Source organism: Gaoshiqia sp. US2, from assembly GCF_059705485.1.
In genome coordinates, this window is record NZ_AP048550.1 from 516,069 (window position 1) to 533,121 (window position 17,053).

The window sequence follows — 17,053 nt, forward strand, 5'->3', positions numbered from 1 at the left end:
AAACCCGATTCAATAATATAAACCCAAATTTATCGATTTGCTTGTCGATTCTTCTCTCAAGTCCCGGTTTTCTTTTTTGAACGAGGTCGGAATTGCCTTAAATCAAAAGTTCATTTTCTAATTGCATGATTATTTGCTATTGAGGTCGATTCAGTAATTATGGTAGCCAAACCCGTAATCCGGGTAAAGCCCGTTCGGTTTTTTACGCCGATGTTTGCAATGTGGATTTCCGTCCCATTGTAACATTAAAAACCAACATAAAATGAGAGCATTTACTTACCACAATCCCACCCGCATTGAGTTTGGGCAGGGCAAAGAGAAACTGATTGGCCAATACATGGCCGAATACGGCGTGAAGAAGGCGCTGATTGTTTACGGCTCCGAAAGGATTAAGCAAAGCGGGCTGTTCGATAGCGTGGCCCATTCGCTGGCCGAAAACGGCATTGCTTACGAAACCTTGGGCGGTGTGGTGAGCAACCCCGTGCTGGGCAAAGTGTACGAAGGCATCGAAATTGCCAAAACCAAGGGCGTGGATGCCGTGCTGGCCGTGGGCGGCGGCTCGGTGCTCGACTCGTCGAAGGCCATTGCCGCAGGGGCCAAATACGAGGGCGACGTGTGGGACTTCTTTATCGGCAAGGGGTTTCCCAAGCAGGCGTTAATGATTTTCGACATCATGACGCTGGCCGCCACCGGCAGCGAGATGAACAACTACGGCGTGGTGACCAACGAAAAGACCCGCGAAAAGCTGAGCCTGGCCGGCCCTACCACCTACCCCACGGTGTCGGTCATCAACCCCGAACTGCAAGCCACCGTCACCAACGACTATCTCGCCTATTCGGCTTCCGACATCTTCGCCCACAGCCTCGATATGTACCTGTCGGCCACCTACCTGCCCCAATACATGGCCGGATACGTGGAGAACATCCTGAAAACGGTAATGCGCACCACCGAAACACTGCTGGCCGATGCCACTAATTACGATGCACGCGCCGAATTTGCCTGGGCCGCCACGCAGGCACTCAACTTCACCACTTTTTGCGGCGTGGAAAACAACCGCTTCGACACCCACTTTTTGGAGCATACCCTGTCGGCCGAGTACAACATTGCCCACGGCGCGGGCTTGTCCATCATCATGCCGGCGTGGATGAAGTGGCAAAAACAGCATTTGCCCCAACGTTTCGAGCAGTTTGCAAAAAACATGTTCGGTGTAAATGGTGCCGAACAGGGCATCGAAGCGCTAAAGGCATGGTATTCGAAAATCGGCGCGCCGGTTACTTTAAAAGAGGGGAACATTCCCGAAACCGACATCCCCATGTTGGTGGACAAGCTATTGGCCGTGGCCAAAATGTGGGGCGCCGAGGCGCTTTACACCCGCGAGATGATTACCGGGGTGTTGGAAAATGCAAGGTGAGGCAAGTCGGTATCCAACGAAGAGGCACGGAGACACAGAATCTTTTTCTCGAAAGGCGTAATTTGCTAAGTCTTTGTATCCCTGTGCCTCTGCTTTAAAAATACAATACCATGGAAAAGAGAATACTTGGCAACAGCAACTTAGAAGTCTCGGCCATTGGCTTGGGCTGCATGGGCATGAGCTTTGGCTACGGCCCCGCCCGCGACAAAAAGGAGATGATAACCAGTAGATGGTATGAATTCTCAAATTAATCAGATTGTTTTGTCTATGGTAAGGTTTTAAAAAATTGCATTCATGAAAAAGCTCAACGTCATCATCACCGGTTCCACCGGCATGATTGGAGAAAGCGTGTTGGACCAGTGCCTTAAGCACGGCTCCATCGGGAAAATACTGGTTATCAACCGTCGCCCATCGGGTTTGCAACACCCAAAACTCGTTGAAATGGTGTTGCCCGACTTGTCCGGCGCCTCGTCCCTCAAGGACGAATTACAAGGTTACGACGCTTGCTTCTTTTGCATCGGCGTATCGTCGTTGGGCATGGACGAAGCCACCTACACCCGCCTGACCTACACGCTGACGATGGACTTTGCGAAACTCGTTTCGGAAGCCAACCCCGCCATGACCTTCTGCTATATCTCGGGCGTCGGCACCGACAGCACCGAAAAAGGGCGCACGATGTGGGTACGCGTGAAGGGTAAAACCGAAAACGATTTGATGAAACTGCCCTTCAAACAGGTCTATAATTTCAGGCCGGGAGCCTTAATCCCCTATTTAAAGGTGAAACCCAGCCAGACCTACCAATCGGTCAAATGCCTAAAATGGCTGTTGGTGCTGTTGCGCCCCGTTTTCCCAAACGCCATCCTTAAGCTGTCCGACTTTGCAAATGCCATGATAAACAGTGCGTTTATCGAATCGTCGGTTCGGATTCTTGAGCCGAGGGACATCAAAAAACTGTCGGAAAAGAAATTGGGATAAACCATCCATGCCGTCAATTGCATCAAACAGAATATGATTCATGGAAATGACGTTCCAAACAAATAGAAAAGCGGTGGGTCCTTCCCACCGCTTCCCTCTAAACAAACAACTAAAATTACCTTTTTTGCTTTGCAGTTGCTCAACCAATCAACCCCAGATAAAATTAAGTATGAAAAAAATCTGCAAAGCTGTATTGTTCAATACGTCCATCATGAACGCATAGTTTCATTTTCAGGGATAATTATCGGGTATTGCTTTACGATTTTCCGGTATACTCGCTCCTAACCTTTTCCAATAATTGTTTGGTAGCCAGGATCCCTTCGCGTGGAGGCAGTTTGCTTCCTTCGTACTCAATCCCGATATAGCCGTTATAACCCGCTTCCAACACAATCTCAATCATCTTATAATAGTCGGTTTCAATTACCTGCCCAAATTCATCAAAATCGTACGATTTTGCGCTTACGGCTTTGGCATAAGGTATTAACTCGGCCATTCCCCGGTAGCGGTCGTACCACTTTTCGGGTTCATGACTGATCCGGAAATTGGCAAAATCGGGTAAGGTGCCAACCCTAGGGTGATCAGTCATTTTCATCACACCCGAAAGCCATTGGCCGTCACTTGAAAACCCGCCGTGATTTTCAACTAAAATATTAATCTTCGCCTGTTCTCCGTACTCACACAACAGGTGCAAGCCATCAGCCGCCAGTTTTTGCTGTTCTTCGTAGCTGCCCTGGCTGCCCGCATTTACCCGAACGGAATGGCAGCCCAGGAAAGCTGCCGCATCAATCCATTTCTTGTGGTTCTCCAGGGTTTGCAAACGTTCCTCGCGGGTAGGAGCGCCAACCATACCCTCCGAATCGCACATAATCAGCAAGGATTTCACCCCCTCATCCTCACAGGCTTTTTTCAGATCACTCAGGTAAGCCTGATTTTTTGCCTTATCAAAGAAGCAGGTATTTACATACTCCACCGCATCGATGCCCAGGCTTCGGGCATAAGCCGGAAATTCTATATTTTTCATTGCGGCCCCTTTTTCAATGCTGCTAAAATCGTTATTCAGCATGTGAATAAATTTTTCCCAGCCCAACTCGCGGGCCTTCCCAAAAATAAGTTCATTCACCGACCACTCCGCCAGAGATATTTTGAATAATTCCTTTTTGGAAGAACTGAAAGCCAGATTTGGAACCGTCAATATCGCGCCTGCGGCAAGAGCCGATTCCCGAATAAATGAACGCCTGTTTAAATTCGTATTCATGTCTGTTTCAATAAATAAATGGTTAAAAAACGGTATCATTTTAAATTGACCGGAACTAAAATTTGCATTTAATTGAAATAATTCATTCTTTTACACCACAATTTAGTGAAAATATAAATACAATATGGCTTCCGTGGTGGGGTCTTCTTCTTACAAGAAGGTAATAGCCATATTGGTATTTTTAAGAATATAACGATGAACACATTCATGTCGAAAAATTGGTGGTGGCACAGAAACTTTTCACAATACCGTGGAGAGAAGTAGCTGTCATGCCTGTCATGAATGAAGAAGCGGCTTATCGGAACACGGTAAGCCGCTTTTTTTATGCAAAAAAATTAAAAAATGACATATGAATCCGATTCAAGCAAAAGTTACTGTAAAAAAAATTCTCGCCGATACGCTCACCCCGGTAAGCGTTTACCTGAAGTTTCGCGAATTGTTTCCGCAATCGATCCTGCTGGAAAGTTCGGACTACCACGGCAACGAAAATGCCTACTCGTTTATCTGCATTAAACCGTTAAGCTGCTTCACGGCCGATGAAGGAGAAATCAGCATCGAAACGAAAGGACACCAAAGCCGCAGAATAGCCATTGCAGACCAGCATACCGTTGCCCGCGAATTAAATGCTTTCTTCCAGTCGTTCCGTTTATCGGGCGATACGGCTGATGCGCCGGCCAACGGGCTCTTTGGTTATCTGAGCTACGATTCGGTCAGGTACTTCGAAAAAATCGACATCACTGCCGAAAAGAAAAAGAGCTATTCCATTCCCGAGGTCAAATATTGTTTTTACAAGTATATCCTGGCCATCGATCATTCCAAAGATATGATCTCGCTGATCGAAAACCTGCCCGAAGGTGAAACGCCGGAAATGGGACAGATTGAATCCTTGCTCAAAAATCTTTCGTTCCCGACCACCAAATTCGATACTGAAGGCGATGAAACTTCGAATATCACCGACGACGAATACCGCCAAATGGTGACCAAAGGGAAAGAACATTGTTACCGGGGCGACGTTTTCCAAATCGTGTTGTCGCGGCAGTTTTCACAAACATATAAAGGCGATGACTTTAACTTATACAGGGCGTTGAGAACCGTTAATCCATCGCCTTATTTATTCTTTTTTGATTACGGCGACTTTCGGATCTTCGGGTCCAGCCCCGAAGCCGAATTGCGGATCAAAAAAGGACGCGCTATCATCAACCCGATTGCCGGTACTTTTCGTAGAACAGGAAACGATGAACAGGACCGTGTGCTGGCCGAAAAGTTATGCGCCGACCCGAAAGAAAATGCCGAACATGTGATGTTGGTTGATTTGGCCCGAAATGACCTGAGCCGGAATGCAGACGATGTAAATGTGGATAGTTTCCGCGAAGTACAGTACTTCTCGCACGTCATCCACCTGGTGTCCGAGGTATCCGGCCGCCTGTCCGGGAATGCCAATATGGTTGCCGTTTTGGGTGATTCGTTTCCTGCCGGTACCCTCTCGGGTGCGCCAAAACACATGGCCATGCAACTGATTGACCGCTACGAAAACCAACGACGCAGCTACTACGGCGGAACCATTGGTTTTATCGGTTTCGACAATAGCCTGAACCACGCCATCATGATCCGTTCGTTCCTGAGTAAGGACCATACGCTCTACTATCAGGCCGGAGCAGGGATTGTAGCCGGTTCGGTAGAAGAAAACGAATTGCAGGAAGTAAACAACAAGCTGGCTGCACTGAAAAAAGCCATTGAAATTGCCAAAGAAATATAATCTCTTACAACATGAAAATAGTCATCATCGATAATTACGATTCATTCACCTACAACCTGGTGCATGCCATCAAAAAAATATCCGGTCTTCCGGTCGACGTGATCCGAAACGACGAACTGGAACTGAGCGACCTGGAAAAGTACGATAAGATTGTGCTTTCTCCCGGTCCCGGCCTTCCCGAAGAAGCCGGTTTACTCATGGATATCATTCGCGAATTTGCAGGCCGGAAAAGCATATTTGGCGTTTGCCTCGGCCACCAGGCGATTGGCGAAGTTTTTGGCGCCAAACTGACCAATATGAACCAGGTGTTACACGGCATTGCAACGCCGGTGTTGCAGGTCAGCGCCGATCCTGTTTTGTTTGAAGGGCTTCCTGATCAATTTGATGCCGGCCGCTATCACTCCTGGATAGTTGACCGGGACGGACTGCCCGACTGCCTTGAAGTGACCGCCCTGGATGGAAACGGACAGATCATGTCGATGAAACACAAACAACTTGATGTACGCGGCGTACAATTTCATCCGGAATCGGTCCTCACCCCGCTGGGCGAAAAGATCATTGAAAACTGGTTAAAACATTCAGGTTCTCCTGAAAAGGAACGATTAATGTAAAAAACTGTACTTGGAACTATATGAAAGATACTTTAAACTACCTGTTCGACGGACACAGCCTGACCCGGGATGAAGCCCGAAACATCCTGACCCGAATTGCTGAAGGTCAGTTTTCAGAAGCGGAGATTGCTTCGTTTCTGACCGTTTTCCGGATGCGCCGGATCAGGCCGGAAGAACTGTCAGGCTTTCGCCAGGCCCTGCTCGACCTGTGCGTAGCCGTCGATTTTTCAGCATACAATACCATCGATATAGTTGGCACCGGCGGAGACGGAAAGAATACCTTCAACATTTCAACAGCCAGTTGTTTTGTGCTGGCGGGAGCCGGCTATAAGGTCGCCAAACACGGGAACTACGGCTTATCGTCGGTAAGCGGAGCATCAAACATGTTCGAATATTACGGTTATCAATTCAGCAACAATCCCGCCAAGTTGCGTCGCGAACTCGAAGAAACCGGCATTTGCTTCCTCCATGCCCCCCTGTTTCATCCGGCTATGAAAAATGTGGGGCCTGTGCGCAAAGCGCTGAAAGTACGCACCTTGTTCAATATGATGGGACCCATCATCAACCCGTCGTTTCCTCAAAATCAGTTAGTCGGTGTTTCCGGTCTCGACATCATGGACCTCTACCACCAGGTTTTCCGGGATAGCAAACAAAACTTTCTGATTGTGCACAGCCTGGATGGTTACGATGAAATTTCGCTGACCGGCGACGCCCGCTATGTTTCAAAAGACACCGAAGATAACCTGTCGCCGGCCGATTTTGGATTCGAAACACTGAGACAAGAAGAACTATCAGGAGGCAAGTCGGTTGAAGATGCGGCTAAAATCTTTAAACGTATTTTAGAAGGAACAGGCACCGCTGCCCAGAAAAACGTGGTGATTGCCAATGCCGCCCTCGGTATCAGATGTATGTTTCCCGACCGGACATTGGCTGATTGTGTGGCGGAAGCCGGCGAATCGCTCAACAGTAAAAAGGCCTTCAATGTTTTCAAAAAACTGATGGCAGCGAAATAGTGTTCAGCCTCAGCAGGCAGAAAAATAATTACGTATTACCTGAAACATGCAGCGAAATAGCGGCTGTTCCTGAAATTTGAAACCTGAAATATTGCTCATGACCATATTAGACGAAATAAATGCCAACAAACGCCGCGAACTGGAAGCGGCAAAATCCAGAATCAGCGTCGGCGAATTAAAGCTGTCTCCTTTTTTTCAACGAAAAACCAACTCGTTGAAAGCCGCGTTGCAAGCTCCCGGCGCCAGCGGGATTATTGCCGAATTCAAAACCAAGTCGCCCTCAAAAGGGGTGATCAACGCCCAGGCCGAAGTAACTGAAGTCACTTCGGGATACGTTCGGGCAGGCGTATCCGGCTTGTCGGTACTCACCGACCAAAATTACTTTGGCGGCTCCCTCGAAAATCTGGCCAAAGCCCGTCTGGCCAACCAACAGACACCCATTTTACGCAAAGACTTTATGCTTGACCCTTACCAGGTATACGAAGCCAAAGCACATGGCGCCGACCTGATTTTGCTGATTGCGGCCAGCCTGAGCAGGGAGGACATGTTGAAGCTGACTGAAATTGCCAAAGAACTTGAGCTGGAAGTACTGGTTGAAGTGCACACCGAAGCAGAAATTGAAAAACTAAACCCGATGGTGGATTTGGTTGGCGTCAATAACCGTAATCTGAAAACCTTTGAGGTGGATGTGGAAACTTCGGTCAGACTGAGCAAATTACTCCCTGAGTCCATGCCGCGAATTTCTGAGAGCGGCCTTTCGTCGGCCGAAGATATTCGCTACTTGCGCAAAGCCGGTTTTGAAGGATTTTTAATGGGTGAAAACTTCATGAAAACCGAAAACCCGGCCAAAGCCTGCGCGGAGTTTATAAAGAATTTGTAACGCCGGTTAACTTAAATTCATCCGGAGAATAAAGCCTGATAAAAATGAAAAACCTGAAAATAAAAGTTTGCGGAATGCGAAACCCGGAGAATATCGACGCTGTTTGTACAGCCATGCCTGACTTCATGGGTTTTATTTTCTACCCGAAATCAAAACGCTTTGTGGGAGAAAATCCGGACGAAACTATTTTTAAACGGGTTCCTTCAAGCATTAAAAAAGCGGGAGTTTTTGTTGACGAAGAAAAGGAACAGCTTCTTTCGATTTGCAAAAAGTACCGGCTGGAAGTTGCCCAACTCCACGGGGCCGAATCGCCGGAATACGGTCGCGAAATCCGCGAACTCGGGTTGATGGTTGTTAAAGCCTTTTCGTTGGATGATGATTTTGATTTCGGCCAATTGGACGAATACCTTTCAACTGTCGACTATTTTCTTTTCGACACCAAAGGAAAGTTGCCCGGAGGTACCGGTGAAAAATTTAACTGGAAAATACTGAATCGTTACCGGGGTCCGGTCCCTTTTTTCCTGAGCGGAGGGATTGGACCGGATGATGCCGGGATCATCCGTGAAATTGATCATCCGCAACTGTTTGCCCTGGATATAAACAGCAGCTTTGAACTGGAACCCGGCCTGAAAGATGCTGTGAGAACAGCCTCCTTTATCCAAAAAATAAGAAACTATTAAACATACTGAATATGAACTATCAAGTCAATCGAAAAGGTTATTACGGAGAATTCGGAGGGGCCTTCATCCCGGAGATGATGCATCCGAATATTGAAGAACTGCAGGAAAAGTATATGGAGATTATCAATTCTTACAACTTTCGGCAAGACTTTATCAACCTGTTAAAACACTATGTCGGGCGCCCGTCGCCGCTGTATTACGCCAAACGCATGTCCGAGCGTTATCAAAGCCACGTTTACCTGAAGCGTGAGGACCTGAACCACACCGGTTCGCATAAAATAAACAATACGATCGGTCAGATTTTACTGGCAAAGGCCTTAAACAAAAAACGCATCATTGCCGAAACCGGGGCCGGGCAACACGGCGTCGCCACAGCGACTGTTTGCGCCCTGATGGGTTTGGAGTGCATTGTTTACATGGGTGCGCTGGATGTACAACGTCAGGCTCCGAACGTGAAAAAAATGCACATGTTGGGCGCTCAGGTCATCCCGGCCGAGTCGGGGAACAAAACCCTGAAAGACGCTACCAACGAAGCCATGCGCGACTGGATCAACAATCCGGTGGATACGCACTACATCATTGGATCGGTGGTGGGTCCGCATCCCTACCCGGATATGGTGGCCCGTTTTCAATCGGTGATCAGCGAAGAAATAAAATGGCAGCTCGACGAGCAAATCGGGCGCGAACTGCCCACCCGCGTGCTGGCCTGCGTGGGAGGAGGAAGCAATGCCGCCGGCGCCTTTTACCATTTTCTGGAAAATGAAAGCGTGGAGCTCATTGGCGTTGAAGCAGCCGGGAAAGGCATCGACACCAACGAGAGCGCCGCTACGCTTACCCTGGGCCGGCCCGGCGTGCTGCATAGTTCGCGCTCGTACGTGATGCAAACCGACGACGGGCAGATTATTGAACCCTACTCCATTTCTGCAGGACTGGATTACCCGGGCATCGGACCCATGCACGCCAATTTGTTTGCCACCAAACGGGCCAAATACCTGTGGGCAACCGACGATGAAGTGCTGGATGCCGCACTGGAACTCACCCAACTGGAAGGAATCATTCCGGCCCTGGAATCGGCCCATGCACTGGCCGCGCTGAAAAAAATCGATCTGAAACCGGAAGACGTGAACGTCATCAACCTCTCAGGTCGGGGAGATAAGGACATGGAAGCGTATTTAAGTTATTTTGGGTATTAATCCCTCATCAACGAGGGCTTTAACTGATTATCATGAAAAACAGAATCAACCAACTATTTCAAAATAAAAAAGAAAATATCCTGTCGGTTTACTTTACGGCAGGTTATCCGAAACTGGACGACACGGTTTCAATCATCGAAGAATTGGTCAGAAACGGCGTCGACCTGATTGAGATTGGCATGCCTTTTTCCGATCCGGTAGCCGACGGGCCAATCATTCAGCACAGCAGCCTGGTTTCGCTGAACAACGGGATGACCATCAAAAAACTGTTTGAACAGTTACAGAACATTCGTGAGAAAGTAACCATTCCCCTCATTTTGATGGGCTACCTGAACCCGGTCATCCAGTTTGGGGTTGATGCCTTCTGTAAAAAATGCGCCGAGGTTGGTATCGACGGGCTCATTCTCCCGGATCTGCCGCCGGATGTTTATCAGGAAGAATATCAGCCGGTTTTTGAGCGCTACGGGCTGCACCATATTTTGCTGATCACACCGCAAACATCTGAAAAACGTCTCCGGGAAATCGATGAAGCGTCAACCGGATTCATCTATATGGTTTCCAATTCGTCGACCACCGGGGTTAAAAGTCGCGTTTCCGACTTTCACCTCGATTATTTCGAGCGCATCCAAAACACAAAACTGAAGAATCCGCGGCTCATCGGCTTCGGAATTTCGAACCACGAAACTTTTGCAAACGCCTGCAAATATGCACAGGGAGCCATTATCGGCAGCGCCTTCGTCAAAGCGCTGGATGAAAATTCATCGTTGAGTGAGAAAGTTTCAAATTTTATTAATCATATTCTAAACGCATCTTAATCATTAAGCCGTTCTTTTGGGCAAGGGTTTCGCTAAACCGAATGTTTTATAACAATTGAAACCAGACGCTTACTGATCATCCTGAGAAGTAGGTTATTAGGGCAAAACAGATGGAAACACGGCTGTTAAACTTTGTTAACTTATATTTTTCAGCACACTAAATGTATGCCCTGTTTGTTAAATTTAGAGAAGTAACAATTAAAAGTTCAGAATCATGATTGAGTACGCAAAAGTAATCTTGCCCAAGGTCAGCTATAGTCGCGATTTATTCCGAAAAGAGCTGATGAAGTGTGTAAACTGGATGGAACCAAACGAACTCGATGAATTGATCAAGTGGTGTAACGAAAACTTCAAAGAGATGTACCCCAAGGTACTTGATGAAGTTTTTTCGCATAATGCTGCATAACAAAGAAGCCCCGGATCCGGGGCTTTTGTATTTTTAAAATATCGGGTTATTTCCCTCCTTTAAACAATTCCTTCTCGTCAACCACTTTTACCAGCATGCTGTCCTTCAATGTCCGGTTAATCATGTTGAATGGCCCGGTGATGATCTCGTCGCCGGCCTGCAATCCGCTGACGATTTCAATATTCATGTTATCCTGAATGCCGGTTTCAACCGGATGTTTCCACGACCGGCCGTCTCTGACGACAAATACAATTTCCTCCTTTTCTTCGGCTTTCGCCGAAGGCGCAGATTCAGGCTGTTCTTTTTCGTTTTTCATCCGGGTGGTAACCGATTGAATCGGGACAGAGATCACATTGTTCCGGGTTTCGGTTTGAATGTCCACCGTAGCCGACATGCCCGGACGAAACGGATAACGGTTCACCCCCGCGCTGTCGGTCAGGTCGCGATAAGACGATTCGAGTAAAAGGACTTTCACATTAAAGGTGGTTACCTGGTCGGAACTTGTACCCAGCGTATTGGCCGAATTGGCAATCTCGGTAACCATTCCTTTGAATTTTCGCTTCAGGTAAGCATCCACTTCAACCAGGGCGGTATCGTTTTTCGATACCTTCACAATATCGTTTTCATTTACTTCGACCTTAACCTCCATTTGGTTCAGGTTGGCCACAACCATCATCTCGGTGCCGGCATACATGTTGGTTCCCACAACCCGCTCTCCTTTCTCCACATTTAAGCGCGAAACAGTTCCCTTCATGGGAGCATATATTTTGGTTTTAACCAACTGTTCTTCGGCTTCGGCCACGGAGGCTTCGGCCGATTTCACCGAAAATTCGGCGCCCCGAACCTCAGCTTCGGCAATTTTGAAAGCCACTTCGGCGCTTTCAAAGTCAGTCTGGGCAATGGCTTGTTGATCGAACAGGCTTTGTGCCCGCTTAAAGGCCAGCTCACTTTCAATGAATCGGGCCCGCGTCTGGGCCAGGTATGCTTTCGACGAGTTCAGGCTGGCCTGCGCCCGGTTCAGCGCCTGAATGTACATATCGGGTTTGATGATGACCAGCAGTTTTCCCTGCTCCACTTCGTCGCCTTCTTCAACATACAACTCAATAATTTCACCCGACACATCCGGACTGATTTTCACCTCGGTTTTAGGTTGTACCTTCCCGTTAGCGGTAATCAGCTCGGTAATTGTCCGGCTTTCAACAACCTGGGTCATTACCTTTACCTCGAAGTCTTTCCCGAACCAACCTTTCTTTTTACCGATAACCAGCATAATCATCAGGACAATCAGTGTCCCGATCAGGAAAGGCAACAATTTGTTTTTCTTTTTCCGGCGTTGTTGCATGGCGGCGTATTTTTATTGTCCAAGTACTTTTTGCTCCACTTTCCGTTTCATCAGGATATTAACCGGTCGTTGTATTTTCAGGTACCAGCCAATCAGCCCGTAAAAAACCAAGGCGAGACTTAATACGAAAAATCCAAGAACTCCCCACCAGATGTATCCTTCGCGCACTTCCTGTTCATCCAGAATATTATTTTCCAACCTGATCTGGCGCGTCCTCAGATCAATTTCATCGCGGTACTGGCTGATCAGTTCTACGGGAAAAGCCGCCCTTGCTTCTTCCACTTCCAGGCTATCAGCCGAACTGATGCTCAACTCATAACTTTTAATCTTCCCCACCACCGCCTCCCGCTCCTGCGACAGGTATTCGAGCTTTCGCCGGCTTTCGTTGAGGTCGCGCCTGTTCAATTCAAGGTATGAAACCGGCAGAAATACGCAAAACAAAAAAATCAACAGTCCTAAAACAGAAAAGAATTTGTACAAATTACTGGCAGGAAGTGTCATAACGATTCATTTTATGAATAGACAATACATGAATGTGTCTGAAAAATTTAATGCAATTTAAGCAAAACGATTGAATCAGAACATAACAAACCGCCAGTAATTCGGTCGCACACCCTTTGTTCTATTTCAAAACCAAGCGGGCTGTCCGGCGGCTTTTTTGTTCCATAAAGATTTGCCGGCTGTTTTTCATTTTTAGCAAGGCCTCGTCGGTATAAAAACGGATGGTTGCCAACAGCAAACCGGTGTTGTACCTGACGTCAAATTTTTTGCCCAGCTCAACTACCAGCGATTCCAGTCCGACTTCCGGTTCGTCAATACACAAAGACAGATCGATCGCCGATTGCTGAATGAGGTTTACCTTAATCCGCCGGTTCTTAAACAGCGCGAAAACCTCCGAAAGCACATCAATCCCAATAAAAGAGAAATCGTCGGGCGACAGGGTAATCAGGGCCTGTTTCTTTTTCAGAATGTACACCGGAACCAGGTCAAGCTGGTGGCCAACCTCATGAATAACCGTACCGGCCTGCTCAGGATAGTCGAACGGACGGACAAACAAAGGAATATTCTTGTTGCGTAACGGTTTTATCGTTTTCGGGTGAATTACTTTTGCTCCGGAATAAGCCAACTCGATGGCTTCTTTATAGGAAAGCTCTTCCAGCTTCTCCGTATCGGGAAAATCAACCGGGTCGGCATTTAAAACACCCGGCACATTCTTCCAGATCGTTACACTTTCGGCATTCAGCAGGTTCCCCAGGATGGCTGCCGTAAAGTCGGAACCTTCGCGTCCCAGCGTGGTGGTCTGGTTGGTGGTGGTCGATCCGATAAAACCCTGGGTGACATACAATTCGCACTCATTAAACCGGAAGAGGTTATTGATCAGCATTTCCGACCATTTCCAGTCGATCATTGCCTCCCGGTAGGTTTCATCGGTACGTAAACTCTCCCGGATATCCACCCACTTATTTTTTTGTCCGTTTTGGTTCAGAAATGCAGAAACAATCGCTGTCGAAATTAGTTCGCCAAAACAAACCACCTGGTCGTATTCGTAATCAAACTGAAGCGAGGGGGTTCGCTCCAGGCGCCCTTTCAGCGCGTCAAACAGCTCGTGTACCTTTCCCAGACTGTTTTCCTCCAGGCCAAGTTCGCGTATAATCTGATCGTGATATTCTTTTATCCGGTTCAGGATCGCTGATGCTTTATGATCTTTTTTGAAATAGCTCCTGACCAGTTCTTCCAACTCGTTGGTGGTATTTCCCATAGCAGAAACGACAATCACTTTTTTGCCCGGGTACATATCGATGATCGCCGCAACATTATTAATCGCCGGCGCCGAACTGACAGACGCGCCTCCAAATTTGAATATTTTCATCCTCTAAACAATTAAAATTCAACCGAAAATAAGTAATTCTCACGGTTCGCCGTGTTTTATTTCAATGCAAATGTAGTTAAATCGTTAGATTTTAATGCTCCTTCGACACCGCCGTCAGACCAACAAATGCCGTCAAAAGTCCTGCAATTTACCGTTAATCACCAGTCCGTCGATTCCCATTTTACGGGCAGAGCTCCAGGCATCGGCAGCCGTATGGACGATTGGTTCGCCGTTGCTGTTAAATGACGTGTTGATCAATGCTTTGATGTTATATTTCTCATCGAGCAGGCTAAGCAAATCCCATAAATAAGGGTTTTGTTCGCGACTGAAAAGGGTTTGAATACGCGAAGTACCGTCGGCATGAACAGCTCCTGCCAGTTCCTGTTTTCTTTCCGGAAGCACATCAAACTGGAGCAACATATATTGGCTTAGCTGATGGATGGATGTTTTGCCGGTAAACCAACAGGCATTTTTTTCGAGCATAACGGGAGCTACGGGCCGGTACCACTCGCGTCCTTTGTGCTGCATACTGATCTTGTGCGCCAGCATTTTATCATTGGCCAGGCACAACAGGCTGCGGTTGCCCAGCGCCCGGGGTCCCGCTTCGGCCGGCCCGTTACAAAGGCCCAGCACCTTTCCCTCAACCAGAAGCCGGGCCGCCTCGTTCGTATCTTCTTTTGTATAGTCAAAACCCGATTCCTCCAAATCCCAATTATTCAGAAAAGGGGCATGCAAGCTGAGCTCTCCGTGTTTTCTCCACTCGGCAAAGGCTGCGGCGCCAAGCGCCAGTCCTGAATCTTCGGTACACGGAGGAATGTACACCCCATCAAAAAAAGGGCGTTCACCAGGCGCGTATTCGCCGTGATGTTCAACGCACAACCACCGGTATAATAGAGATTCCGGGTAACAGTTTGCTGTTGCATTTTTTTCAGGGCAAAAACCGTTTCGCGCACAAAAAGCTCATGCAGGGTGGCCATGCAATCAAGAATAAAAGGGTGCTTTTGGTTGAAGGACCTCAAATCGATGTTCCAGTCTTTTTTTACCTGTTTGAAAAAGGCCGCCTTGTTGTTCCAGATGTTTTCAAAAAAATCGTGCTCCTTCAGCCAGCGTTCGATTTCGAGCCTGTAATCGCCGTGTCCTGCAAGGCCCATCATTTTCCCGGGAACACTGTTTTGCTCGCTCAGTTTGGCGCCAATCACCGAAAAAACAAACGCGTTGGCGTTGAAAATAGAAGTCAGGTAGCGATAATCCCAGTGGGCAGAATGCCTGATCAGTTTCCCGTTTTTAAACAGCCAGGCCGAAAAGTTACTTTTACTGGCGCCCCCGTCAAAATGCACCAGCAGGCTGTTTGGCTTAAACATTCCGAAAAACGGCACGCAACTAAAGATGTGCGCCAACTCGTGATTTAAGACCCAGGCTGCTGTTTTCCGGCCAAACCACCAGCAGTCGCCTTCCTCCAGATCGGTCGCCAGCAGGCGGGTTAGCGGGGCCTCAAAACGGACATTTCCCTGCCTGGTCAGAAAGGTACGGCCAACAACGTTATCTACAAACACCAGGTCGAACTCCTCGTTCAGCAGCTTGCTTTCTCTCAGGATTGAGGGCAACTTTTCATGTAAGCGGTTATCTCTTTTCTGCCGGGTAATCCGTTCAAGCTGAAGAAATTTCCTGACCTGCCCGTTCTGCATGATGCACAGATTGTGGTCGTGCACATAAAAAGGGTGCTCATATTCGTCGCGGTCCTGAATGCCGTAAATTGCCAATGTTGCCTTTTCGGAATCCATTTAAACAAACTGAAGGTAAATGACCAATCCGATAAAAATAGAGATAAACAGGTTAGACCAAAACCGGCTTCGCATAAAAATCAGGTAATTGGAGATCAGAAAAGCAAGCGGGATGGCCATCAACACAAAAACTTCGAGCGATACCGCAGGAACAATGACCAACAAGACAACCGATATGGCAAATACAACAAACAGTATCTGGAAATATTTACGGCTGCTGATCTTCTTTTCGCCCAGGCGGCCAATCAGAAAAAAACTGCCCAGCAGGGTCAATAAGGCTAAAAAACCGGCGAATACCTGCATGTGGATGTTCAGGAACAAATCGTTGTTTGAGGTGAGAATGTTCTGGCTAATCGTTATTTGCATTTCTTCCAGTTGATCCGTCAGAAAGTAATACGAAAGGCCAAACAACCAGGGTAAAAGAAACCCGACAAAGGGTAATGCAAAATTACGCCATTGCGGACTTTTACGGATCAGAACAAAACCAATCCAGATGGCCGGAAAGTAAAAAACAAGATTGAAATAAAACAGCGAACCCAGCCCGATGAAAAAACCGGCATCGAATGCGTTGGAGTGAATGTTTTGGTTTTCGTAGGCGCCAAAGATCCGGTCGATACAAAGCATCAGAAACAAGGCCCCGAAATAAACCGGGTGCAGGTGGTGCATGGTGTACAGCCCGCCAATAATGAGAATGAAAATGTTGGATGGCAAAAAAGTGCGGATACGGATACAGGCATAGGCTGTATTCAGGTGTAAGATAACAAAAGACAATAAAACCGCTAAAGCCGCAGCCAGCATTGTGCCAATTAGTTCAGAGCCGGACAACAGCGACTGCAGCGGCTTGTATAGCAACATATTCGCTTCACCCTCGAAGTACGGGTACAAATCGGGACGGATGTACGAACCTGTCCACAAAGCCAGTGTCACGAGCGGAATCAGTATAAAATGATAAGCCTGATTGCTTTTGAGAAACCTGAGTATCATTTTTTCAATTCAAAGGTATTTTTGTAACTATCAATCGTTCAGCGAACAACAACAAATTCGTTTTACGAAATCTGTCCCAGG

18 protein-coding genes are annotated in these 17,053 nt (G+C 47.5%); 11 read left to right on the top strand and 7 right to left on the bottom strand.

The window, feature by feature from the left end; all coding sequences use genetic code 11:
• The first annotated feature begins 262 nt into the window (after window positions 1-262).
• The 3 genes from AC6H3C_RS02020 (at window position 263) to AC6H3C_RS02030 (ending at window position 2,386) form a co-directional block, all read left to right on the top strand.
• Window positions 263-1,411 carry an iron-containing alcohol dehydrogenase gene (locus AC6H3C_RS02020; RefSeq protein ID WP_497518904.1) on the top strand — a complete coding sequence of 383 codons (1,149 nt, stop codon included), beginning with the start codon at window positions 263-265 and terminating at the stop codon, window positions 1,409-1,411.
• A gap of 110 nt (window positions 1,412-1,521) precedes the next feature.
• Entirely contained in the window at window positions 1,522-1,662 is a 141-nt protein-coding gene (locus tag AC6H3C_RS02025) for a hypothetical protein (RefSeq protein WP_497518906.1), read from the top strand.
• 43 nt (window positions 1,663-1,705) lie between these two features.
• Window positions 1,706-2,386: an NAD-dependent epimerase/dehydratase family protein gene (locus AC6H3C_RS02030; protein ID WP_497518907.1), complete on the top strand. Its 681-nt coding sequence runs from the start codon at window positions 1,706-1,708 to the stop codon at window positions 2,384-2,386.
• 256 nt (window positions 2,387-2,642) lie between these two features.
• On the opposite strand, the gene AC6H3C_RS02035 is transcribed toward AC6H3C_RS02030, so the two are convergent.
• Window positions 2,643-3,641, bottom strand: a complete 999-nt coding sequence (locus AC6H3C_RS02035) for a sugar phosphate isomerase/epimerase family protein (RefSeq protein ID WP_497518908.1) — start codon at window positions 3,639-3,641, stop codon at window positions 2,643-2,645.
• Between the two features lie 349 nt (window positions 3,642-3,990).
• Here AC6H3C_RS02035 and AC6H3C_RS02040 point away from each other — a divergent pair, with 349 nt between their 5' ends.
• From AC6H3C_RS02040 to AC6H3C_RS02075, 8 genes are all read left to right on the top strand, one after another.
• The gene (locus tag AC6H3C_RS02040; protein ID WP_497518910.1) at window positions 3,991-5,397 is read left to right on the top strand and encodes an anthranilate synthase component I family protein; all 1,407 of its coding nucleotides are present in this window, start codon (window positions 3,991-3,993) and stop codon (window positions 5,395-5,397) included.
• Window positions 5,398-5,408: 11 nt separating this feature from the next.
• Complete coding sequence (locus AC6H3C_RS02045) at window positions 5,409-6,008, top strand: anthranilate synthase component II (protein ID WP_497518911.1); 600 nt, start codon at window positions 5,409-5,411, stop codon at window positions 6,006-6,008.
• Window positions 6,009-6,028: 20 nt separating this feature from the next.
• A complete protein-coding gene (gene trpD / locus AC6H3C_RS02050; protein WP_497518912.1) occupies window positions 6,029-7,021 on the top strand; it encodes an anthranilate phosphoribosyltransferase in 993 nt (330 codons plus the stop codon).
• Window positions 7,022-7,118: 97 nt separating this feature from the next.
• The gene (gene trpC, locus AC6H3C_RS02055) at window positions 7,119-7,901 is read left to right on the top strand and encodes an indole-3-glycerol phosphate synthase TrpC (protein ID WP_497518913.1); all 783 of its coding nucleotides are present in this window, start codon (window positions 7,119-7,121) and stop codon (window positions 7,899-7,901) included.
• Window positions 7,902-7,945: 44 nt separating this feature from the next.
• Window positions 7,946-8,581, top strand: a complete 636-nt coding sequence (locus AC6H3C_RS02060; protein ID WP_497518914.1) for a phosphoribosylanthranilate isomerase — start codon at window positions 7,946-7,948, stop codon at window positions 8,579-8,581.
• A gap of 11 nt (window positions 8,582-8,592) precedes the next feature.
• Window positions 8,593-9,774 (top strand): tryptophan synthase subunit beta, encoded by a 1,182-nt coding sequence (gene trpB / locus AC6H3C_RS02065; protein WP_497518915.1) that lies wholly within the window; start codon window positions 8,593-8,595, stop codon window positions 9,772-9,774.
• Window positions 9,775-9,806: 32 nt separating this feature from the next.
• On the top strand, window positions 9,807-10,589 hold the full coding sequence (gene trpA, locus AC6H3C_RS02070) for a tryptophan synthase subunit alpha (RefSeq protein ID WP_497518917.1): 783 nt from the start codon (window positions 9,807-9,809) through the stop codon (window positions 10,587-10,589).
• Window positions 10,590-10,803: 214 nt separating this feature from the next.
• Complete coding sequence (locus AC6H3C_RS02075; RefSeq protein WP_497518918.1) at window positions 10,804-10,995, top strand: hypothetical protein; 192 nt, start codon at window positions 10,804-10,806, stop codon at window positions 10,993-10,995.
• 46 nt (window positions 10,996-11,041) lie between these two features.
• Here the strand turns inward: AC6H3C_RS02075 and AC6H3C_RS02080 are convergent, their stop codons facing one another.
• The 6 genes from AC6H3C_RS02080 to AC6H3C_RS02105 all read right to left on the bottom strand — a co-directional run bounded on the left by AC6H3C_RS02080 (window position 11,042) and on the right by AC6H3C_RS02105 (window position 16,972).
• A complete protein-coding gene (locus AC6H3C_RS02080) occupies window positions 11,042-12,337 on the bottom strand; it encodes an efflux RND transporter periplasmic adaptor subunit (protein ID WP_497518919.1) in 1,296 nt (431 codons plus the stop codon).
• Window positions 12,338-12,349: 12 nt separating this feature from the next.
• A complete protein-coding gene (locus AC6H3C_RS02085) occupies window positions 12,350-12,838 on the bottom strand; it encodes a hypothetical protein (RefSeq protein ID WP_497518921.1) in 489 nt (162 codons plus the stop codon).
• Between the two features lie 121 nt (window positions 12,839-12,959).
• Complete coding sequence (locus tag AC6H3C_RS02090; RefSeq protein ID WP_497518922.1) at window positions 12,960-14,207, bottom strand: aspartate kinase; 1,248 nt, start codon at window positions 14,205-14,207, stop codon at window positions 12,960-12,962.
• A 132-nt stretch (window positions 14,208-14,339) separates the two neighbouring features.
• Window positions 14,340-14,942: a carbamoyltransferase C-terminal domain-containing protein gene (locus AC6H3C_RS02095; protein ID WP_497518923.1), complete on the bottom strand. Its 603-nt coding sequence runs from the start codon at window positions 14,940-14,942 to the stop codon at window positions 14,340-14,342.
• Complete coding sequence (locus tag AC6H3C_RS02100) at window positions 14,924-15,988, bottom strand: carbamoyltransferase N-terminal domain-containing protein (protein WP_497518924.1); 1,065 nt, start codon at window positions 15,986-15,988, stop codon at window positions 14,924-14,926. Before AC6H3C_RS02100 ends, AC6H3C_RS02095 begins: the two co-directional genes overlap by 19 nt.
• Window positions 15,989-16,972, bottom strand: a complete 984-nt coding sequence (locus tag AC6H3C_RS02105; RefSeq protein ID WP_497518925.1) for a DUF6427 family protein — start codon at window positions 16,970-16,972, stop codon at window positions 15,989-15,991.
• Between the last annotated feature and the right edge of the window lie 81 nt (window positions 16,973-17,053).